At 63.9% G+C, this 20,097-nt stretch carries 18 protein-coding genes; 11 read left to right on the top strand and 7 right to left on the bottom strand.

Translation table 11 applies throughout. The features are described from left to right. Positions 1–3 precede the first annotated feature (3 nt). The 9 genes from biuH (at position 4) to coaBC (ending at position 10,128) form a co-directional block, all read left to right on the top strand. Positions 4–699 (top strand): biuret amidohydrolase, encoded by a 696-nt coding sequence (gene biuH / locus HWE04_RS07125; RefSeq protein ID WP_241811961.1) that lies wholly within the window; start codon positions 4–6, stop codon positions 697–699. A gap of 2 nt (positions 700–701) precedes the next feature. Continuing rightward, positions 702–2,297 (top strand): ABC transporter ATP-binding protein, encoded by a 1,596-nt coding sequence (locus tag HWE04_RS07130; protein ID WP_241811962.1) that lies wholly within the window; start codon positions 702–704, stop codon positions 2,295–2,297. Next, the gene (locus HWE04_RS07135; RefSeq protein WP_241811963.1) at positions 2,294–2,977 is read left to right on the top strand and encodes a cysteine hydrolase family protein; all 684 of its coding nucleotides are present in this window, start codon (positions 2,294–2,296) and stop codon (positions 2,975–2,977) included. The genes HWE04_RS07130 and HWE04_RS07135 overlap by 4 nt, the downstream gene beginning before the upstream one ends. Further along, positions 2,974–3,351 (top strand): oxalurate catabolism protein HpxZ, encoded by a 378-nt coding sequence (gene hpxZ / locus HWE04_RS07140; RefSeq protein ID WP_006463152.1) that lies wholly within the window; start codon positions 2,974–2,976, stop codon positions 3,349–3,351. The genes HWE04_RS07135 and hpxZ overlap by 4 nt, the downstream gene beginning before the upstream one ends. Before the next feature lie 34 nt (positions 3,352–3,385). Beyond that, positions 3,386–4,090 carry a GntR family transcriptional regulator gene (locus tag HWE04_RS07145; RefSeq protein ID WP_234295873.1) on the top strand — a complete coding sequence of 235 codons (705 nt, stop codon included), beginning with the start codon at positions 3,386–3,388 and terminating at the stop codon, positions 4,088–4,090. Positions 4,091–4,282: 192 nt separating this feature from the next. After that, a complete protein-coding gene (locus HWE04_RS07150; RefSeq protein WP_241811964.1) occupies positions 4,283–5,260 on the top strand; it encodes a bifunctional riboflavin kinase/FAD synthetase in 978 nt (325 codons plus the stop codon). A 122-nt stretch (positions 5,261–5,382) separates the two neighbouring features. Next, positions 5,383–8,277, top strand: a complete 2,895-nt coding sequence (gene ileS, locus HWE04_RS07155; RefSeq protein ID WP_241811965.1) for an isoleucine--tRNA ligase — start codon at positions 5,383–5,385, stop codon at positions 8,275–8,277. An 81-nt stretch (positions 8,278–8,358) separates the two neighbouring features. Continuing rightward, entirely contained in the window at positions 8,359–8,874 is a 516-nt protein-coding gene (gene lspA / locus HWE04_RS07160) for a signal peptidase II (RefSeq protein WP_006463156.1), read from the top strand. Between the two features lie 57 nt (positions 8,875–8,931). Further along, positions 8,932–10,128, top strand: coding sequence for a bifunctional phosphopantothenoylcysteine decarboxylase/phosphopantothenate--cysteine ligase CoaBC (gene coaBC, locus HWE04_RS07165; protein WP_241811966.1), 1,197 nt, complete (start codon positions 8,932–8,934; stop codon positions 10,126–10,128). A 5-nt stretch (positions 10,129–10,133) separates the two neighbouring features. Here coaBC and HWE04_RS07170 read toward each other — a convergent pair whose 3' ends face one another. From HWE04_RS07170 to HWE04_RS07190, 5 genes are all read right to left on the bottom strand, one after another. Then, a complete protein-coding gene (locus HWE04_RS07170; protein ID WP_006463158.1) occupies positions 10,134–10,799 on the bottom strand; it encodes a GntR family transcriptional regulator in 666 nt (221 codons plus the stop codon). A 123-nt stretch (positions 10,800–10,922) separates the two neighbouring features. Next, positions 10,923–12,224 carry an amidase gene (locus HWE04_RS07175; RefSeq protein WP_241811967.1) on the bottom strand — a complete coding sequence of 434 codons (1,302 nt, stop codon included), beginning with the start codon at positions 12,222–12,224 and terminating at the stop codon, positions 10,923–10,925. Positions 12,225–12,383: 159 nt separating this feature from the next. Next, positions 12,384–13,355, bottom strand: a complete 972-nt coding sequence (locus HWE04_RS07180; RefSeq protein WP_241811968.1) for an ABC transporter substrate-binding protein — start codon at positions 13,353–13,355, stop codon at positions 12,384–12,386. Beyond that, complete coding sequence (locus HWE04_RS07185) at positions 13,352–14,116, bottom strand: ABC transporter permease (RefSeq protein ID WP_006463161.1); 765 nt, start codon at positions 14,114–14,116, stop codon at positions 13,352–13,354. The genes HWE04_RS07180 and HWE04_RS07185 overlap by 4 nt, the downstream gene beginning before the upstream one ends. A 10-nt stretch (positions 14,117–14,126) precedes the next feature. Further along, on the bottom strand, positions 14,127–14,927 hold the full coding sequence (locus HWE04_RS07190; protein ID WP_006463162.1) for an ABC transporter ATP-binding protein: 801 nt from the start codon (positions 14,925–14,927) through the stop codon (positions 14,127–14,129). A 447-nt stretch (positions 14,928–15,374) separates the two neighbouring features. Between HWE04_RS07190 and dut the strand changes: the two genes are divergently transcribed. Together dut and HWE04_RS07200 are read left to right on the top strand one after the other, a co-directional pair. Further along, positions 15,375–15,836: a dUTP diphosphatase gene (gene dut, locus HWE04_RS07195; RefSeq protein ID WP_006463163.1), complete on the top strand. Its 462-nt coding sequence runs from the start codon at positions 15,375–15,377 to the stop codon at positions 15,834–15,836. Positions 15,837–15,979: 143 nt separating this feature from the next. Continuing rightward, complete coding sequence (locus HWE04_RS07200; RefSeq protein ID WP_241811969.1) at positions 15,980–17,071, top strand: M48 family metalloprotease; 1,092 nt, start codon at positions 15,980–15,982, stop codon at positions 17,069–17,071. 186 nt (positions 17,072–17,257) lie between these two features. On the opposite strand, the gene clpA is transcribed toward HWE04_RS07200, so the two are convergent. Further along, positions 17,258–19,561, bottom strand: a complete 2,304-nt coding sequence (gene clpA, locus HWE04_RS07205; protein WP_006463167.1) for an ATP-dependent Clp protease ATP-binding subunit ClpA — start codon at positions 19,559–19,561, stop codon at positions 17,258–17,260. Continuing rightward, positions 19,558–19,872 carry an ATP-dependent Clp protease adapter ClpS gene (gene clpS, locus HWE04_RS07210; protein ID WP_006463168.1) on the bottom strand — a complete coding sequence of 105 codons (315 nt, stop codon included), beginning with the start codon at positions 19,870–19,872 and terminating at the stop codon, positions 19,558–19,560. Before clpS ends, clpA begins: the two co-directional genes overlap by 4 nt. Positions 19,873–20,097 lie beyond the last annotated feature (225 nt).

Here is a 20,097-nt window from a genome sequence, read left to right on the forward strand (position 1 = left end):
ACCATGTCCAAACTCTTCATCAAGGCCGAACCCTATGCCTGGCCCTACGATGGCGCCCTGACCCCGGCCAATACCGCGCTCATCGTCATCGACATGCAGACCGATTTCTGCGGCATCGGCGGTTACGTCGACAAGATGGGCTATGACCTCTCGCTCACGCGCGCGCCGATCGAGCCGATCAAGCGCGTGCTGGCCGCCATGCGCGCCGGTGGCTACACCATCATCCACACCCGCGAAGGCCACCGCCCCGACCTCTCCGACCTGCCCGCCAACAAGCGCTGGCGCTCGCGCCAGATCGGTACCAATGGCGTGGGCATCGGCGACGCCGGTCCCTGCGGCCGCATCCTGGTGCGCGGCGAGCCGGGCTGGGAAATCATCCCGGAGCTGGCGCCCATCGCCGGCGAGATCATCATTGACAAACCCGGCAAAGGCTCCTTCTGCGCCACCGACCTGGAAATGATCCTGCACACCCGGGGCATCCGCAACATCGTGCTGACCGGCATCACTACCGATGTCTGCGTGCACACCACCATGCGCGAGGCCAATGACCGCGGCTTCGAATGCGTGATGCTCTCCGACTGCTGTGGCGCCACCGACCACAACAACCACCTGGCAGCGCTGTCGATGATCAAGATGCAGGGTGGCGTCTTCGGCGCGGTCTCGGATTCGGCCGCGCTGATCGATGTGATCGGGGCCTGATCATGCACGCGCTTGAGCTGGAAATCCTCGGCGCCGGCAAGTCCTTCGGCAGCTTCCGGGCGCTGGACGAGGTGTCGCTGAAGATTCGTGCCGGCACCATCCACGCCCTGCTGGGGGAGAACGGCGCCGGCAAGAGCACGCTGGTCAAGGGTCTGGTGGGGTATAGCCCGCTCGACCAGGGCAGCGTCATGGCCGACCGGCGCGAGGTGGACATCCGTGGTGCGCGCACGCCCAGCCAGTTGGGCATCGGCATGGTCTATCAGCACTTCACGCTGGCGCCCAGCCTGAACGTGGCTGAAAACCTGCTGCTGGCACGGGGCGACCTGCCCTGGCGCATCCGCTGGGGCAGCGAACGCGCGGCGCTGGAAGAATTCATGGCGCGCATGCCCTTCCGGCTGGCGCTGGACCGGGCGGTGAGCAGCCTCTCGGCCGGCGAAAAACAGAAGCTGGAAATCCTCAAGCAACTCTACCTGCGGCGTCGCTTCCTGATCCTGGATGAGCCGACCTCGGTGCTCACGCCCCAGGAGGCCGACGAAGTGCTGGGCCTGATGCACGCCCTGACCCGCCAGCAGGAGCTGACGGTGCTGATGATCACCCACAAGTTCCATGAAGTGAGCGCCTATGCCGACGATGTCACCGTGCTGCGCAAGGGCCGGCTGGTGGGCAGCGCCCGCGTGGCCGATACCAGTCCGGACGAGCTGGCGCACTGGATGATGGGCCATGCCCGCCAGGAAAAGGCGCAGGTGGCGCGCCCTGCGGTGCCGGCGCAGGCGTCGGTGGGACTGGAGGTGCGCGATCTCACGGTCAACAATGATCGTGGCGTGGCGGCGGTGCGGGCCTTGTCGTTGCAGGTCAGGCAGGGCGAGATCGTGGGGCTGGCCGGCATCTCCGGCAATGGCCAGAAGGAACTGGTGGAAGCCCTGCTGGGCCAGCGCCGTCACCTGCAGGGCGAGATCCACGTAGCCGGCGCACCCTACGCCGCCACCCGCGCCGAGATGCGCCGCCTGCGCGTGTTCGCGTTGCCGGAAGAACCGCTGCGCAATGCCTGCATCCCGGGCATGAGCGTGGCCGAGAACATGGCGCTGCGCAACTTCGACGTCGCTCCCTTCAAACGCGGTGGCTGGCGCATCGACCGGGCCGCCATGAAGCGCCAGGCGCAATCGCTCATCAGCGCCTTCAACGTCAAGCCGCCGTTGCCGGAACGCGCCATCGGCACGCTCTCCGGTGGCAACGTGCAGCGCGCCGTGCTGGCCCGCGAACTGGGCGAGCATGCGACCGCTGGCGATGCCAATCATGGCGACAGCGCCGCTGCCCCCAACGTACTGATCGTGGCCAACCCGGTGTTCGGCCTGGACTTCGCCTCGGTGGCCGACATCCACGCCCGCCTGCTGCAGGCCCGCGCACGTGGAGCTGCGGTGTTGCTGGTGAGCGAAGACCTGGACGAATTGCTGGAGCTGTCCGACCGCATCCTGGTGATGACCGAAGGCCGCATCGTGCATGTGGCGCAGGATGTCGCCACCCGGGGCGCCGACCGCGCCGCGCTGGGCCGCTGGATGGCGGGCCACTCCGAACAACCCACTCACGCCGAGGCCGCATGATCCGTATCGACGCCACGCCCTACCCTTACCAGTTCCACCCGCGCAGCACGGCGCTGGTGGTGATCGACATGCAGCGCGACTTCATCGAGGAAGGCGGCTTCGGCAGTGCGCTCGGCAATGACGTGCGGCCGCTGGCGGCCATCGTGCCGACCGTGGCGGCGCTGCTGCAGCTGGCACGCGAGGCCGGCATGCTGGTGGTGCATACCCGCGAATCGCACCTGCCAGACCTGTCGGACTGCCCGCGCTCCAAGCGCCTGCGCGGCAACCCGACGCTGGGCATCGGCGATGTCGGACCGATGGGCCGCATCCTGGTGCAAGGCGAGCCGGGCAATCAGATCCTGCCTCAACTGGCGCCGGTGGAGGGCGAACTGGTCATCGACAAACCCGGCAAGGGCGCCTTTTACGCCACCGACCTGCATGCACAACTGCAGGAGCGTCGCATCACCCACCTGCTGGTGGCCGGCGTGACCACCGAGGTTTGCGTGCAGACCTCGATGCGCGAGGCCAATGACCGTGGCTATGAATGCCTGGTGATCGAGGATGCCTGCGCCAGCTACTTCCCCGACTTCCATCGCACCACGCTGGAGATGCTGACGGCCCAGGGCGGCATCGTCGGCTGGCGTGCCCCGCTGGCACAACTGCAGGCCGGCGTGGCTGCCTACACAGGAGACAATCCATGATGCAAGTGAACCTGCCCCATGTGGTGGCCGAGGTCGAACAGGCCTTCACCGATTACGAATACGCCTTGCTGGTCAATGACATCCCCACCCTGGACCGCTGGTTCTGGTATGCGCCGCAGACGGTGCGCTATGGCGTGGGCGAGGTACTGCTGGGTGGTGAGGCGATCCGCCAGTACCGCAAGACCTGCACCCCGGTACCGGCCTCGCGCAAGCTGCAGCGTACCGTTGTCACTACCTTCGGCACCGACTATGCTACCGTCTCCACCGAATTCACGGACCACACGTCCGACCGGATCGGCCGTCAGATGCAGACCTGGGTCCGCATGGAAGAAGGCTGGCGCATCGTCGCCGCCCACGTCAGCCTGATGGCATGAGACCGCCTCCCGAGAACACCAGAATGCCCGCGCCATGACCGTCACCGTTGCCAATCCGCTCGCCGAACAGGTCTATCACCGGATCAAGGACGACATCTTCAGCTTCCGCCTGCTGCCCGGCGACAATTTCACCGAGACCGAGATGGCGCAGCGCCAGGGCGTCTCGCGCACGCCGCTGCGGGATGCGCTGTTCCGGCTACAGCGCGAGGGCTATCTGGAGGTGGGCTTCCGGCGCGGCTGGAAGGTCTGCCCCATCGATTTCGACCGGCTCGACAATCTCTACGACCTGCGCATCGTGCTGGAGATGGCGGCGCTGGAAAAGCTGTGCAGCCAGGAAGAGCCCGGCGCCGGCCTGGAGCAGCTGAACGCGATCTGGCTGGTACAGCCGGAAGATCGGCTCGCCGACGCGGTGCAGGTGGCCGAACTGGACGAAGCCTTCCATACCAACCTGGTGGCCGCCGCCGGCAACCAGGAGATGACCCGGGTCCATACCGAGGTCACCGAAAAGATCCGCATCGTGCGCCGCCTGGACTTCCTCAAGAAGAAGCGCGTCGACGCCACCTACGAGGAACACGGAAAGATCCTGCAGCTGGTGGCCAAGCGCCGCGCCACCGAGGCGCAGATCCTGCTGCGCGCCCACATCACCCAGAGCAAGCTGGAGGTGCGCAAGATCACCATCTGGATGCTGGCCGAGGCGCGCCAGTTGCAGGAGCCGGAAGCGGTGCCGGCCCTGCGCTGAACTTGGCCAAGCCGAGATAAGACTGCCAGGCATGCACGAAAAGCAATATTTCTATTGGGAAATGTGAAAAAAGCTTCCTGAGATGCGCAAGCAGGCGCTTGATCCCCCCGATCCCGCCACCAAATCAGGGAAAGCGTCCGAAACCATTTATAATGGAAGGCTTTTGTAACAGCGCATCTCTCCAGCGGCTCAATGAAGGTATTTCGCGGACTTCCCACAGCCGAATCGCGCGCCCCGTGCGCGCTGACCATCGGCAATTTCGACGGCGTGCATCTGGGCCACCAGGCCCTGCTGGCACGCGTGCGCGAGGCCGCCGGCAAACTGGGCCTGGACGCGGCGGTGATGACCTTCGAACCGCATCCGCGTGAATTCTTCGCCCAACTGGCCGGCACCCCCGAACGCGCCCCGGCGCGCATCGCCAACCTGCGCGACAAGCTGCAATCGCTGGCCGACTCCGGCATCGACCGCGTGGTCGTGGAGCATTTCGGCAGCCACTTCGCCGCGCTCTCCCCGCAGGACTTCATCGAGAAGATCCTGGTACAGGGCCTGCATGTGCGCTGGCTGATGGTGGGCGACGACTTCTGCTTCGGCGCGCGCCGCGCCGGTACCCTGGACACCCTGATCGAGGCCGGCCGCCAGCATGGCTTCGAGGTCCATGCCCTGCCGACGGTGACCAATGCCGGTGTGCGTATCTCTTCTTCCGCCGTGCGGGCGGCACTGGCCGAGGGCGACTTCGACCTGTCGCGCCAGTTGCTGGGCCACCCCTACGCCATCAGCGGGCGCGTGGTCCATGGCAAGAAACTGGGCCGCACCATCGGCTTCCCCACCCTGAACATGCGCGTGGGCCACAAGCGTCCGGCCCTGTCGGGCATCTTCGTGGTGCAGGTGCATGGCCTGGCGGACCGGCCGTTGCCGGCCGTGGCCAGCCTGGGCGTGCGTCCGACCGTGGATGACAGCGGGCGGGTCCTGCTGGAAACCCACCTGCTGGACTTCCAGGGCGATTGCTACGGCAAGCTGGTGCGGGTCGAGTTCCTGCAGAAGCTGCGCGACGAGGAAAAGTACGTGGACCTGCCCACACTGACCACCGCCATCGCCCGCGACGTCGACCATGCCCGCGCCTGGTTCCGCGAGAACGCCGGCTTCGCCGTCTCGGCCACCGACCGAATTTGAACGCTGGGCGATGGCCGGAGCAGCGCTTCCGCCGTCGTCCAGCCGCCCCATCCGCATTTCGCCAGCGCGCATGTCAGCACGCCCGGCGCCAGAATCAAACTGCATCCAAGGAAAGCTTTCTCATGTCCAGCAACGACAACTCCGCCAAGCCCGGCAAACCGGAAAAAGCCGGCAAGGCGCCCTCCAAATACCCGGTCAACATGACCGAGACCGCCTTCCCCATGCGCGGCGACCTGGCCAAGCGCGAGCCGCAATGGGTCAAGCAGTGGCAGGAGAAGAAGGTCTACGAACGTATCCGCAAGGCGTCGGCCGGCCGTCCCAAGTTCATCCTGCATGACGGTCCTCCGTATGCCAACGGCGACATCCACATCGGCCACGCCGTCAACAAGATCTTGAAGGACATGATCGTCAAGGCCCGCAACATGGCCGGCTTCGACGCGCAATACGTGCCGGGCTGGGATTGCCACGGCATGCCCATCGAAATCCAGATCGAGAAGCAGTTCGGCAAGAACCTGCCGGTGGCCGAAGTGCAGGCCAAGGCGCGTGCCTACGCCGGCGAGCAGATCGAGCGCCAGAAGGCCGACTTCATCCGCCTGGGCGTGCTGGGTGAATGGGACAACCCGTACAAGACCATGAACTTCTCCAACGAAGCCGATGAGCTGCGCGCGCTCGGCACGATCCTGGAGAAGGGCTATGTCTATCGTGGCCTCAAGCCCGTGAACTGGTGCTTCGATTGCGGCTCGGCCCTGGCCGAGGCGGAAGTGGAATACCAGGACAAGCGCGACCCGGCCATCGATGTCGGCTTCCCCTTCGCCGAACACGACAAGCTGGCCACCGCCTTCGGCCTGACCGACCTGCCGACCCGCCACGGCTACATCGTCATCTGGACCACCACGCCCTGGACCATCCCGTCCAACCAGGCGCTCAACGTCCACCCGGAATTCGAATACGCGCTGGTCGAGACCAGCCGCAACGGCGAAGCCACGCTGCTGATCCTGGCCAAGGACCTGGTCGAATCCTGCCTGCAGCGCTTCGGCCTGGAAGGCAAGATCATCGCCACCACCACCGGCGAGAAGCTCTCGCTGATCCGCTTCCACCATCCGCTGGCCAAGGCCGATGCCGGCTACGACCGCCTCTCGCCGGTCTACCTGGGTGAATACGTGACCGCCGACAGCGGTACCGGCATCGTCCACTCGGCGCCGGCCTACGGTATCGAAGACTTCATCTCCTGCAAGGCGCACGGGATGAAGGATGACGACATCCTCAACCCGGTCATGGGCGATGGCCGCTATGCGTCCTGGCTGCCGCTGTTCGCCGGCCTGACCATCTGGGAAGCCTCCAAGCCGATCTGCGCCAAGCTGGAAGAAGTGAGTTCGCTGTTCAAGCTGGTCATGTTCGACCACAGCTACATGCATTGCTGGCGCCACAAGACCCCCATCGTCTACCGCGCCACCTCACAGTGGTTCGCCAGCATGGACAACACGCCCAAGGATGGCGGCCCCAGCCTGCGCCAGACCGCGCTGCAAGGCATCGAAGACACCGCCTTCTTCCCCGGCTGGGGCAAGGCACGCCTGCACGGCATGATCGCCAACCGTCCGGACTGGACCCTGTCGCGCCAGCGCCAGTGGGGCGTGCCGATGGCCTTCTTCGTGCACAAGGAAACGGGCGAGCTGCATCCGCGTACGCCGGAGCTGATCGAACAGGTGGCCCAGCGCATCGAGAAGAGCGGCATCGAAGCCTGGCAGGCGCTGGACCCCAAGGAACTGCTGGGCGAGGATGCCGAGCACTACGTCAAGAACCGCGACACGCTGGATGTCTGGTTCGACTCCGGCACCACCCACCAGACCGTGCTGCGTGGCTCGCACCGCCAGCAGTCGCAGTTCCCGGCCGACTTGTACCTGGAAGGCTCGGACCAGCATCGTGGCTGGTTCCACTCGTCGCTCCTGACCTCGTCCATGTTGAATGGCCGCGCGCCCTACAAGGCCCTGCTCACGCACGGCTTCGTGGTCGATGGCGAGGGCAAGAAGATGTCCAAGTCCAAGGGCAACGTAGTGGCCCCACAGAAGGTCTCGGACTCGCTGGGCGCGGAAATCCTGCGCCTGTGGGTGGCCTCGACCGACTACTCGGGCGAACTGTCGATCTCGGACGAAATCCTGAAGCGCGTGGTGGAAGCCTATCGCCGCATCCGCAATACCCTGCGCTTCCTGCTGGCCAACACGGCCGACTTCGACCCGGCGCAGCACGCCGTGCCGGTGGCCGAGCTGCTGGAGATCGACCGCTACGCCATCGCCAACATGGCGCGCCTGCAAGCTGAGGTCCTGGCGCACTTCGAGACCTATGAATTCCACCCGGTGGTGGCCAAGCTGCAGATGTATTGCTCGGAAGACCTGGGCGGCTTCTATCTGGACATCCTCAAGGATCGCCTCTACACCAGCGGCGTGGATTCGGCGGCGCGTCGTTCGGCCCAGACCGCGGTGTGGCACATCACCCAGTCGCTGCTGCGCCTGATGGCACCGATCCTGTCCTTCACCGCCGAAGAAGCCTGGAGCTTCTTTGCCGGCAAGGAAGCCTTCGAGGCCAGCGGCGAGACCATCTTCTCGCAGACCTACTACGCGCTGCCGGAAGTGGGCGATGCCGAAGCCCTGCTGGCCAAGTTCGCAGTGATGCACGAAGTGCGCGCCGCCGTCACCAAGCAGCTGGAAGAAGTGCGTATCGCCGGCAGCATCGGTTCTTCCCTGCAGGCCGAGGTGGAACTGAAGGTGTCGGGCGAGAAGGCCGATCTGCTGGAGAGCCTGGGTGAAGACCTCAAGTTCGTGCTCATCACCTCCGCAGCCAGCGTGACCCGCGTGGCCAGCGCCGAGGAAGAAGGCGTGGTGGTCACGCCCTCGACCCAGCAGAAATGTGAACGTTGCTGGCACTATCGCGCCGATGTCGGGTCTCATCCCGAGCATCCCGGCCTGTGCGGCCGCTGCGTCAGCAACCTGTTCGGCCAGGGCGAGAAGCGTCGCTTCGCCTGATCACCTGATCCAAGCAGGACGGCCTTGCAAGCTGCCCGCTGCACTCTGCGCAGCGGGCAGCTCACTCAAACAAGAACATCCATGGCAACCAAAAAGCGCTCCTCCTCTTCCGCCTCGTCCTCTTCCACCCAGGGCCTGCTGCCCTGGCTGGGCATCGCCACCATCGTGCTGCTGCTGGACCAGCTCTCCAAGATCACCATCCTGAAACTGTTCCACTACGGCGAATCGCTGCCGGTGACCGGTTTCTTCAACCTGGTGCTGGTCTACAACAAGGGCGCGGCCTTCAGCTTCCTGGCCGCCAGCGGTGGCTGGCAGCGTTACCTCTTCACCGCCATCGGCATCGGCGCGGCGGTGTTCATCATCCACCTGCTGCGCAAGCATCCCGGCCAGCGCATGTTCTGCTGGGCGCTGGCGCTGATCCTGGGCGGCGCCATCGGCAACGTGATCGACCGCGTGGTCTATGGCCACGTGATCGACTTCCTCGACGTCTATGTCGGCAACTGGCACTGGCCGGCCTTCAACATCGCCGATAGTGCGATCTGCGTGGGTGCGGTATTGTTCGTGGTGGATGAACTGCGCCGGGTCTCCCGGAAGTAAGAACGACAAGCACGGCAACCCACCTGCGGCGCGCCACCTGGCGCAAGGGAGCAAGCAATGGAACTGGCTGGCAAGAAAATCGTACTGGGCCTGACCGGCGGCGTGGCCTGCTACAAGGCCGCGATGCTGGCGCGCGAACTTGGCCGCGCCGGGGCGTCGGTGCATGTGGTGATGACCGAGGCGGCCACCCATTTCATGACCGCCGTCACCATGCAGGCGCTGACCGGCAACCCGGTCTATACCGATCAGTGGGATGCGCGCATGGACAACAACATGCCGCACATCAACCTCACCCGCGATGCCGATGCGGTGGTGATCGTGCCCTGCTCCACCGACTTCATCTCCAAGCTGGCCCATGGCGCCTGTGACGACCTGCTCTCGACGCTGTGCGTGGCGCGTCCGGCACGGCTGCCCCTGATGGTGGCACCGGCCATGAACGTGGAGATGTGGCAGAACCCGGCGACCCAGCGCAATGTGCGCCAGATCAGGGAAGACGGCATCCTGCTGCTCGGCCCCGATGCCGGCGCACAGGCCTGTGGCGAAGTCGGTGAAGGCCGCATGCTGGAACCGATGCAACTGCTGGAAGAGATCGTCGCCGCCTTCCAGCCCAAGCTGCTGGCGGGCCGCCGCGTGCTGTTGACGGCCGGCCCGACCTTCGAACCCATCGACCCGGTGCGCGGCATCACCAATCTGTCCTCGGGCAAGATGGGCTATGCGATCGCCCGGGCGGCACGTGAAGCAGGCGCGGAAGTGACGCTGGTATCCGGCCCGACGGCGTTGGAGACACCCTATGGCGTGCGTCGCGTGGACGTGCAGACGGCACAGCAGATGCACGATGCGGTGATGGGCAATGTGACCGGGCAAGACCTGTTCGTGGCGGTGGCAGCGGTGGCCGACTGGCGCGTGGCCAATGCCAGCACGCAGAAGCTGAAGAAACAGAACGAGCAGGATACGCCAGCACTGCAATTCGTGCAGAACCCCGACATCCTCGCCACCGTCGCCGCCCTGCCCCAACGCCCCTATTGCGTGGGCTTTGCAGCCGAATCGGAGAACCTGGAACAATACGGCACGGCCAAGCGGATCAGGAAGAACATCCCGCTGCTGGTCGGCAATATCGGCCACCAGACCTTCGGCCGTGACGACAACTCCCTGATGCTGTTCGACGACCAGGGCCACAGCGCCCTGCCGCGCGCCGACAAGCAAACCCTGGCACGCCAGCTGATCCGCGAGATTGCGCGCCGCATGGCGCAATAGTCAGATTAGCGAAACGCGCTGCCCAGGGTCTCTTCGTTGACCGAATCCTGGATCGCCTCCAGCGTCTGCTGCAGATGCTGGCGCACGATCTGCTCGACCAGGGCCGCATCGCGCTGCCGGTAGCCTTGCAGAATCTGCGCGTGTTCTTCATTGTCGGTCAGCTGGATCTGCGGCAGCAGGTAGATCGACAGCGAGACATAGGGTGCGGCCACCAGCAACAGGTTACGGACCATCTCGTACAGGCGTGATCCCTGTTCACTGCGCATGAGGTGATCATGGAAATCGCAGTTCAGCGCCGCCCAGGCATGGGGGTCGTCGGCCCGGCACATCTGCTCGTGCAGCGCGGTGGCTGCCTCCAGGGCATCGGGCCGGATCGAGGCGACCGACTTGCGTGCCAGCAGCGGCTCCAGCACGATGCGCAGTTCATAGATCTCGGCCACGTCCTGCACCGAGAGTCCCTTGACCACCACGCCCTTGTTGGCATCGATGGTCACCAGCCCCTCCGAGCGCAAGCCCCGGAAAGCCTCGCGCACGGGCGTGGTGCTGACTTCGAAGCGGCGCGCGACATCGTCCTGGCGCAACTTGTCACCGGGGCGATAGTTGCCGCGCAGGATATCGTTGCGCAGCTGGCTTAGGACCTGCTGCTCTATGGTTTTGAAGGCTTTTGACATGAGCACGTTGAGCTGGACGGCACGCCCCCTGCAGCGGGCTGCAGGATGGGGGGAGCCTCATTGTGGCCTGCCCCGCAGGCCGGTGCAAGGGCGCCCTTGCGCCGGCTCCGCCCGCCGGTCGGCTCAGTTCTCCATCCGCTGCGCCGGCCGGATCGTGGGCAGGATCGTGCTGATCCATTGGGCGTGCTGCAGCAAGGCCAGGTCCTGGTCGCCAGGGCCGATCAGTTGCACGCCGAAGGGCAGGAAGTCGGACGAATACCCCGACGGCAAGGTCACCGCCGGTAAGCCCAGCAAGGTCGCCGGGGTGCAGAAGATCGCATCGCCGGTCTTGTCCAGACCTGGCAAGGCGGTGGTCGGCGAAGGCAGGGTCAGGACCGCATCGAGCCCGTCGAAGACGCGATCACGCTCGGCCCTGAGGCTGGCCAGCCGCGCGCACAGCTCTTCGTAGCGCGCATCGCTGATGGCGGCACCGGCCTCGATAAGCGCGCGGATATTGGGACCGGCCAGGTCCTCCTTGCCGCGGATATCGTCCCGCAGGGCGGCCCGCGCTTCATAGGCCAGGATCTCGTTGATCAAGGCATGCATCTCGACCAGGTCGACGGGCAATTCCACCGGCACGCAGGCAACGCCTTGCCTTTCCAGGCGCCGGATGACGCCGTCGACATTCTGCTGGACGTCACCCTGTACCTGCGCCCAGCGCGAACTGCGATAGATCCCGACACGGGCCGGTTTGACGCCGGCATGGAAGGCGCTCGCCGAGACGGGCGGTGCAATGGCGCCGTCACGCACGATCACGGCATGCATGACCGCCGACCAGTAGAGACTGGAGGTGATGAAACCCAGGTGATCCAGTGAGGGGGCGAGCTTGTGCGTGCCCTCGGAGGGAATGCGGCCAAAGGTCGGCTTGTAGCCATAGGCGCCGCAATAGGCGGCCGGGCGGATGACGGAGCCGACCGTCTGTGTACCCAGGGCGATGTCGACGATGCCCGCGCCCACTGCCGCCGCCGAGCCACTGGAGGAACCTCCGGGGGTGTAGCCCGGATGCCAGGGGTTGACGGTGGCGCCGGGATCACGCCAGGCGAATTCGGTGGTCACGGTCTTGCCGAAGATGATGGCACCGGCCTGGCGCAGCCGGGCCACGATCCAGGCATCGGCGGCGGGTTGCTGGCCGGCGAAGATCGCCGAACCATAGGCGGTGGGCATGTCGGCAGTATCGATGAGGTCCTTGACTGCCACCGGGATGCCTGCCAGCGGCCCGCTGGTGTTCTGGGTTGCGGGATAGCTTTCCGGGCGCCAGACGAAGGCCCGGAGCCGCTCGTCGAGATGGTCGGCAGCCGCCACGGCGGTGGCCAGGGGGCTGGGGTCGCGGGCAAATGCGGTTGCGGTTGCGGATGCGGGTGCGGTCTGCGTCGCTTCTGTGGTCATGATCGTCTTCCTCTGCTGCTGGGTGGCGGTGCCGTGCTGCCAATCCAGTGCGCAATCAACTGCGCAGTCAACTGCGCAATCACCTGCCATTGCGCGACCGGCTGGCTGCCGTGCATCCGAGGCCCGGAGGCAGGATGCACGGCGCGGCACATGGAGATCTTAAGGCTTGGTGGTCTTTTCGGCGAAGCTGTTGTCGACCGCGCTCTCGTAGGTGACCTGCCCGGGCTTGACGTTGCCGATGGCAATCTGCAGATCCAGACCGGCCTGGAAGGCTTCACGCGAGATGACGGGGGTGGCCGGGTAGACCTTCTGCTCCAGCAGGCGTTTGACAGCCGCGCGTACCACCGTCGGGTCCAGTTGGGGGAACTCGGCGATGGCGACCTTGTAGGCCACCTCCGGATTGGACTGCATCAGCTTTTCGGCATCGGCGATACCGGCAACGAAGCTCTGCACCAGTTGCGGTTTTTTCTCCACCGTGGACTTGAGGGTATCAATCGTGGAAAAGGCGTAGACACCGTTGTACTGCTTGGCGAAGTCATGCACGATCTTGTAGCCGTTGGCCAGCGCCTGCTCCACCTGCGGCTGGTAGAGCGTCGCCGCATCGGCTCGGCCCGCGGCTACCGGCGAAATCTCGGTACCGATGGCCACCGTATTGAGCTTGACCGAACTGAGGCCCTTTTCCTTGAGCAGGTTCTGCAGCAGGTAGGTCGAGGTCGACGGCGGGATGGCGGTGGAAATGGTCCGGTCCTTGAAGTCGGCGATGGAGTTGATCGGTGAATTGGCCGGCGCGACCGTCCACACCGGCACGCCCGCCACTATCATGGCCACATTGGTCAACGACGCGCCCTTGAGATTGGCCAGCACGGCCGTCATCGGGTCTTGCAGCGAGAAATCGGCATGACCGCCAATGACCGCCGCCACACCCTGGGCGCCCCCGCCGGCGGTCACCTTCTGCACTTCCAGACCACGCTTGGCGAACAGTCCTTCGCCCATGGCGACATACAGGGGGAGATACTGGATGGACTGGAAGGCCTGGTAGATCACCGCCTTCTCGGCGGCCATCGCGACGCTGCTCCCGAAACAGCCGATGCACAGCAGTGCGGCTGCGCTTGCCTTGCGGATGGACTTCATTGTTCGCCTTTCCATGAAATTACCCTTTCTTCAGTCAGTTTTACCAGCCAGGTGAGTAAGGCCGCCATGAGCGTGAGGATGATCACGCCCAGCCAGACGGTATTGAGGTCAAACAGCGAGCCGGCCACGAAGACCGCATGCCCGAGTCCGCTTTCGGAGGCGATGAATTCGCCCACGACCGCCCCGATCAGGGCGAAGCCGATGTTGATGCGCAGGATGGAAAAGATCCACGGCACCGACGCCGGCAGGATCAGCTTCTTGAACACCTTGGCGCGCTGGGCCTTGAAGGACTTGAACAGGTTCAGGAGATCCTTGTCGACCTCCTGGGCGGCGGCGCAGGAAGAGATGATGGCCACCGCAAAGGTGGAGATCCCCGCCAGCCAGATCTTGGAGACCATGCCCGAGCCGAACCAGATGATGATCAAGGGCCCCAGCGCGATCTTGGGAATGCTGTTGAGCAGGATGGAGAACTGCTCGACGATGGCCGAAGTACGCGGATAGAACCACAGCGCCAGCCCCAGTGCGATGCCCAGGCCGCTGCCCAGCAACAGGCCCAGCAGGGTCTCCACCAGCGTGACCCAGGTGTCGTAGAGCAGTTGTCCCTGGCTCAGGCCGATCACGGCGGATTTGTAGATTCCCGCCGGCGAGCCCAGCAGTTGACCGTTGATCAGATTGGACTGCGCCGCCATCTGCCACACGATGACGGCCACCACCAGCAAGGTGGCGACGATGGCGGTGGCGCTGCCGTCTTTGGATTTCATCACTCTCTCCTCAGGTGCTGGCGTGGGCGACGTCACTGGCACGCAGGGCGTTCCAGATCTCTTTGTGGTAGTGCGGGAATTCCGGCGCGCCCCGGGCGCTGACGGCGTCGCGCAGGCCATCGCTGCCCTCCACCGTGAGCACGATGTGCTGCTCGCGCATGATCTGCGCCGGACGTCCACCGAGCACCACCACCCGCTGGCTCATGGCGATGGCTTCGTCGATGTCGTGGGTCACCAGGATGACGCTGGTGCCTTCGCTGCGCGTGAGGCTGATGACATCGTTTTCCAGCATCAGGCGGGTCTCGTAGTCGAGCGCGGAGAAGGGTTCGTCCAGCAGCACCACGGTGGGATCGGCCAGCAGCGTGCGACATAACGCCACGCGCTGCTTCATCCCGCCGGAGAGCGCATGTGGATAGGACTGCGCCACGGTGTCCAGGCCGTAGCGCTTGAGCATGGCGCGGGCGCGCTCACGGTCGGCCTCGGTGACATCGCGCTGCAACTCGATGCCCAGCACAGCGTTGTCGAGGATGGTGCGCCAGGGCAGCAGCAAGTCCTTCTGCAACATGTAGGCAATGCTGCCGGCGCGGCCATCCTCGCGCGGCTGCAGCACGATGCGACCGGCAGTCGGCTTGAGCAGGCCGGAGATGAGGTTGAAGAGCGTACTCTTGCCTGCGCCACTGCGACCGACGATGGCGACGATCTCACCTTTGCCGACATTGAAGTGAAGGTTCTGGAATATCCGGATTTCTTCGCCGTTGGCCTTGATGAAGGCGTGGCTCAGATTGTCGACTTCTAGACGGTGGTCCGACATGGGCTCCTGCTCCTGAAGACTGCTTGAATGGCATGGATGGCACGGAAGATGACCCGCATGCCGCGTGTCAGCGGCATGGCGACATTGATTATGCATAATGCATAATCTTGCCTGAGGTCATGAGCAGAAACTGTGCCAGAGGTGGCAACAGGACGCCGCAAGCCGCATGGGCCATGCGCTTGCAGCCGATCACGGATATTCTTCCCGCCCTGCCACGGCGCTGGCGGCCATGGCATCAGGCCCGACATTGGCGCGATTGCACCTCGATCGGACATTGCAGTGCACCAAGGATGTCCGAACCAACGGACTCGCGCGGCAATCCCCGCTTCTCGCCAGGGCGGCAAGAAACATCCATTCCAAGATGGAAGTTGCTAGAATTGCGGCCTTAGGTGATGCACGCCGCCAGCCTGGCGCGCATTCTTGTCATTCCATCACCCGTGAAGAAATATGCATCGTCGAATCGAAGCCCGTATCGTCAACCCCCTTCTCGGCGAACAGATCCCTGTTCCCAGCTATGCCACCGATGGCTCCGCCGCACTGGATCTGCGGGCCTGCATCGAAGCCCCGATCACCCTGCGCGCCGGTAGCCGCGAACTGATCAAGACCGGCCTGGCCATCAACATGATGGACCCTTCGCTGGTGGCCATCGTGGCCTCGCGCTCGGGCCTTTCGCTCAAGCACGGGCTGCATGTGGCACAAGGCATCGGCGTCATCGATGCCGATTACCACGGTGAAATCGCCGTGATCCTGGCCAATTCGGGCCAGGAAGACTACGTCGTGCAGCCGGGCGACCGGATTGCCCAGTTGATGTTCCAGCCGGTGGTACAGGTGGCCTTGAGCATGGTGGACAAGTTCTCCACCGAAACCGAGCGCGGCGAAGGCGGCTTCGGCAGCACCGGCAAGTCCTGAATCGTCCCTGCCGCTGGCTGCGGCGCCAGCGGCCGTCCTACGCCACAGTACAAAGCGACAAGGAACCGTGACAAGGATGAGCCTGTCCTATGGCCTGTCCGGGACACCCCGGACCCAGCAGGCCCCTATTGATGGAGAACCGCATGCTCGTACCCCCCCTGCCCGCGTGGCAGAAGATAAGAACCCTCGCCACCCTGGCGCCGCTGGCCATCCTGGCCGCCTGCGCCACCCAGGAACCCGGCACCGCGCCGACCAGCGCCCCCGCCAAGCCGACGGTAGTGACCCAGGCCCCCAAACCGGTCGCCGACAATCCCCAACAAGCGCAACTGCGTGAACTGATCGCCCAGCAGGATCGCCTCTATCGCGTGGCCGCGCCGCTGCTGACCAGCAACGCGCAACTATGCCGTGGCAACGCCCGCAACCTGCTGGGATTTACCGCCAAGAACAAGTATTCCTTCCCGATCGAATACGCTGAAACCGCCCGCAGCCTGGGCTATGACGACCGCCTGCAGGTTACCGGCGTGCTGCCCGGCAGTGGAGCGGAAAAGGCGGGCATCCAGCGTGGTGACTTCCTGATGTCGGTGGCAGGCAAGCCGATGCCGCAGGGCACCGATGCCGAACGCCAGGCCGCCGTGCTGCTGAGCCCGCTGGTGGTCAAGCAGGCGCCGATCGCGCTGGGCGTGCAACGCAATGGCCAGAACAGCACGCTCAACGTGCCGCTGACCTACGCCTGCGCCTTCAGCATCGAGCTGGGCAATGCCGACAACGTCAACACCTATGCCGATGGTCGCCGCGTGCTGATCACCCGGGGCATGCTCAAGTTCACCCGTTCGGATGACGAACTGGCCTATCTGATCGCCAAGGACATGGCGCACAACATCCTCGGCCATGCGATCCGCCAACGCATGGTGTCGACCATCGCGGAGGTGATCGACAACCTGCTGCTGCCGCATCCGGACCCGACCACCACCGCCGGTACGGCCGGCATCCGCGTCTATCCGCAGGATCTGGATGCAGCGGCCGATACCCTGTCGCTGTACCTGCTGGCACGCGCCGGCTACAACATCGACAATGTGCCGGCCTTCTGGAAGCGCCTGGCCGAGCAGTATCCGGCCAGTGTGCCGAATGGCTATACGGCATTGCATCCGGCGACCACTTATCGTCTGTCGATGATCGACAAGGTCACGCAGATCGTGAAGGCCAAGCAGGAAGCGGGCAAGCCACTGGTACCCTGAGTCTTCTGATCACGCCTCTTTGGCCTGAGGTTTGCCCTGAGACGGCGCGGTGAAGACCGCGCCGTTTTTTGTTGTGCGTATCTTGTTGTGTGGACGCGGGTATCGAAAGCGCCCTGCCCCAAAAACAAAAGGCCACTCCGGATTTCCGGAGCGGCCTTGTTGGCTTGCTGATTTACTGGCTGAGGCTTATTCGACTTCGAGCTTTTCCTGCGGCTCTTCCGGCGGGGACGAATCGTCGCCCTCGGGGAATTCCAGCTTGATCTGCTCCTTGTCGTCCATCTCCACCGTCACGCGACCGCCGCTGACCAGCTTGCCGAACAGCAGTTCGTCGGCCAGCGCCTTGCGGATCAGGTCCTGGATCAGGCGCGACATCGGGCGTGCACCCATCAGCGGATCGAAGCCCTTCTTGCCCAGGAACTTGCGCAGGCTGTCGGAGAAGACGGCTTCCACCTTCTTCTCGTGCAGCTGCTCTTCCAGTTGCATGAGGAACTTGTCGACCACACGCAGGATGATTTCCTCGTCCAGCGGGCGGAAGCTGATGATGGCATCCAGACGGTTGCGGAACTCAGGCGTGAACATGCGCTTGATGTCCGCCATCTCGTCCCCGGCTTCCTTCTTCTCGGTGAAGCCGATGGTGCGCTTCTGCAGGCTCTCGGCACCCGCGTTGGTGGTCATGATGATGATCACGTTGCGGAAGTCGGTCTTGCGGCCGTTGTTGTCGGTCAGCGTGCCATGGTCCATCACCTGCAACAGGATGTTGAAGATGTCGGGGTGCGCCTTTTCGATTTCGTCCAGCAGCAGCACGGCATGCGGCTTCTTGTTGACAGCCTCGGTCAGCAGGCCGCCCTGGTCAAAGCCGACATAACCCGGGGGGGCGCCGATCAGGCGGCTCACGGCATGACGCTCCATGTATTCGGACATGTCGAAACGCACCAGCTCGATACCGAGGATGAAGGCCAGTTGCTTGGCCACTTCGGTCTTGCCCACGCCGGTCGGACCGGAGAACAGGAAGGAGCCGATCGGCTTGTCGGTCTTGCCCAGGCCGGCACGGGCCATCTTGATGGCCGACGACAGCGCTTCGATGGCCGGGTCCTGACCGAAGACGACGTTCTTCAGGTCGCGATCGATGGTCTGCAGCTTGGCGCGATCATCCTGGTTCACGGACTGCGGCGGGATGCGGGCGATCTTGGAAATGATTTCCTCGATCTCCGGCTTGCCGATGGTCTTCTTCTGCTTGGACTTGGGCAGGATGCGCTGTGCCGCACCAGCTTCGTCGATGACGTCGATGGCCTTGTCGGGCAGGTGACGATCATTGATGAAGCGGGCTGCCAGCTCGGCTGCCGAAGTCAGCGCCGAAGCGGAATACTTCACGCCATGGTGTTCCTCGAACTTGGACTTCAGGCCACGCAGGATCTGCACGGTCTGTTCCACGGTCGGTTCGTTCACGTCGATCTTCTGGAAGCGACGCGACAGCGCGTGATCCTTCTCGAAGACGCCACGGAACTCGGTATAGGTGGTCGCACCGATGCACTTCAACTGACCGCTGGAGAGCGCCGGCTTCAACAGGTTGGACGCGTCCAGCGTGCCACCCGAGGCCGAACCGGCACCGATGATGGTGTGGATTTCGTCGATGAAGAGGATGCCGTTGGGGCTGTCCTTCAACTGCTTCAACACTGCCTTCAGACGTTGTTCGAAGTCACCGCGATACTTGGTGCCGGCCAGCAGCGCGCCCATGTCCAGCGAGTAGACGACGGCGTTCTTCAAGATCTCCGGCACATCGCCTTGCGTGACACGCCATGCCAGGCCTTCGGCGATGGCGGTCTTGCCCACGCCGGCTTCGCCCACCAGCAGCGGGTTGTTCTTGCGGCGACGGCACAGGGTCTGGATCACGCGCTCGACCTCGGAATCGCGGCCGATCAGCGGATCGATCTTGCCTTCGGCGGCGGCCTTGTTCAGGTTCTGGGTGAACTGGTCGAGCGGGCTTTCCTTCTGCTGGCCTTCGGCCTGCACGTCCTCGGCACCTTCCGGCGCCTTCTGCGGATCAGCCTGCTGGTCCTTGCGCACACCGTGCGAAATGAAATTGACCACGTCCAGGCGGGTCACGCCCTGCTGGTGCAGGTAGTACACCGCGTGCGAATCCTTCTCGCCGAAGATGGCCACCAGCACGTTGGCGCCGGTGACTTCCTTCTTGCCATTGGACGCCGACTGCACGTGCATGATGGCGCGCTGGATCACGCGCTGGAAGCCCAGCGTGGGCTGGGTATCCACTTCGTTAGTACCGGGTACCGTGGGGGTATTGTCGGTGATGAAATTGGTCAGCGTCTTGCGCAGATCGTCAATGTTCACCGAGCAGGCGCGCAACACTTCGGCGGCCGACGGGTTGTCCAGCAACGCCAGCAGCAAGTGCTCCACGGTAATGAATTCATGACGCGATTGTCTGGCTTCGACAAAGGCCATATGCAAACTGACTTCGAGTTCCTGCGCAATCATGCTTCCTCCATCACGCATTGCAGGGGGTGCCCTGCCTTTCGAGCGTGGGTTAAAACGAGTTCCACTTTAGTGGATGCGATATCTTTGGGATACACACCACACATTCCCTTCCCATCGCGGTGAACCTTGAGCATGATCTGCGTCGCGGTTTCACGGTCCTTGTTGAAATACTGCTGGATGACTGCGACGACGAATTCCATCGGCGTATAGTCATCGTTCAACAAAAAAACCTGGTACATCGCGGGCGGCTTGAGTTTGGCCTCCTGCCGTTCCAGGACTGTACCGCCATCATTTACGTGCTTGGTTGCCATGCGTTTATTGGACCATCAAAAGCTGTGCAACGCACAATGATCTCGTAACCTCTAGATGAGATAGATATTACTTGTTTTCCGGACCTTGCGCAGATGACGATGATTTATCCTAAATCAAGGGGATCCTGCGCTATCCCCCAAACAAGCCCATAAACTTTGAGATGAAAACTGCTTGACTTTTGGATTTCGACCGAGAACAATGCAAATTCATTGATTAGTAGTTAC

Source organism: Herbaspirillum sp. C7C2 (assembly GCF_022627865.1).
In the GTDB taxonomy this organism is placed as follows: Bacteria; Pseudomonadota; Gammaproteobacteria; order Burkholderiales; family Burkholderiaceae_D; genus Herbaspirillum; species Herbaspirillum frisingense.

Coding starts and splice junctions, on each gene's coding strand:
- biuH (WP_241811961.1), top strand. CDS start 4: ATGTCCAAACTCTTCATCAAGGCCGAACCCTATGCCTGGCCCTACGAT.
- HWE04_RS07130 (WP_241811962.1), top strand. CDS start 702: ATGCACGCGCTTGAGCTGGAAATCCTCGGCGCCGGCAAGTCCTTCGGC.
- HWE04_RS07135 (WP_241811963.1), top strand. CDS start 2,294: ATGATCCGTATCGACGCCACGCCCTACCCTTACCAGTTCCACCCGCGC.
- hpxZ (WP_006463152.1), top strand. CDS start 2,974: ATGATGCAAGTGAACCTGCCCCATGTGGTGGCCGAGGTCGAACAGGCC.
- HWE04_RS07145 (WP_234295873.1), top strand. CDS start 3,386: ATGACCGTCACCGTTGCCAATCCGCTCGCCGAACAGGTCTATCACCGG.
- HWE04_RS07150 (WP_241811964.1), top strand. CDS start 4,283: ATGAAGGTATTTCGCGGACTTCCCACAGCCGAATCGCGCGCCCCGTGC.
- ileS (WP_241811965.1), top strand. CDS start 5,383: ATGTCCAGCAACGACAACTCCGCCAAGCCCGGCAAACCGGAAAAAGCC.
- lspA (WP_006463156.1), top strand. CDS start 8,359: ATGGCAACCAAAAAGCGCTCCTCCTCTTCCGCCTCGTCCTCTTCCACC.
- coaBC (WP_241811966.1), top strand. CDS start 8,932: ATGGAACTGGCTGGCAAGAAAATCGTACTGGGCCTGACCGGCGGCGTG.
- HWE04_RS07170 (WP_006463158.1), bottom strand. CDS start 10,799: ATGTCAAAAGCCTTCAAAACCATAGAGCAGCAGGTCCTAAGCCAGCTG.
- HWE04_RS07175 (WP_241811967.1), bottom strand. CDS start 12,224: ATGACCACAGAAGCGACGCAGACCGCACCCGCATCCGCAACCGCAACC.
- HWE04_RS07180 (WP_241811968.1), bottom strand. CDS start 13,355: ATGAAGTCCATCCGCAAGGCAAGCGCAGCCGCACTGCTGTGCATCGGC.
- HWE04_RS07185 (WP_006463161.1), bottom strand. CDS start 14,116: ATGAAATCCAAAGACGGCAGCGCCACCGCCATCGTCGCCACCTTGCTG.
- HWE04_RS07190 (WP_006463162.1), bottom strand. CDS start 14,927: ATGTCGGACCACCGTCTAGAAGTCGACAATCTGAGCCACGCCTTCATC.
- dut (WP_006463163.1), top strand. CDS start 15,375: ATGCATCGTCGAATCGAAGCCCGTATCGTCAACCCCCTTCTCGGCGAA.
- HWE04_RS07200 (WP_241811969.1), top strand. CDS start 15,980: ATGCTCGTACCCCCCCTGCCCGCGTGGCAGAAGATAAGAACCCTCGCC.
- clpA (WP_006463167.1), bottom strand. CDS start 19,561: ATGATTGCGCAGGAACTCGAAGTCAGTTTGCATATGGCCTTTGTCGAA.
- clpS (WP_006463168.1), bottom strand. CDS start 19,872: ATGGCAACCAAGCACGTAAATGATGGCGGTACAGTCCTGGAACGGCAG.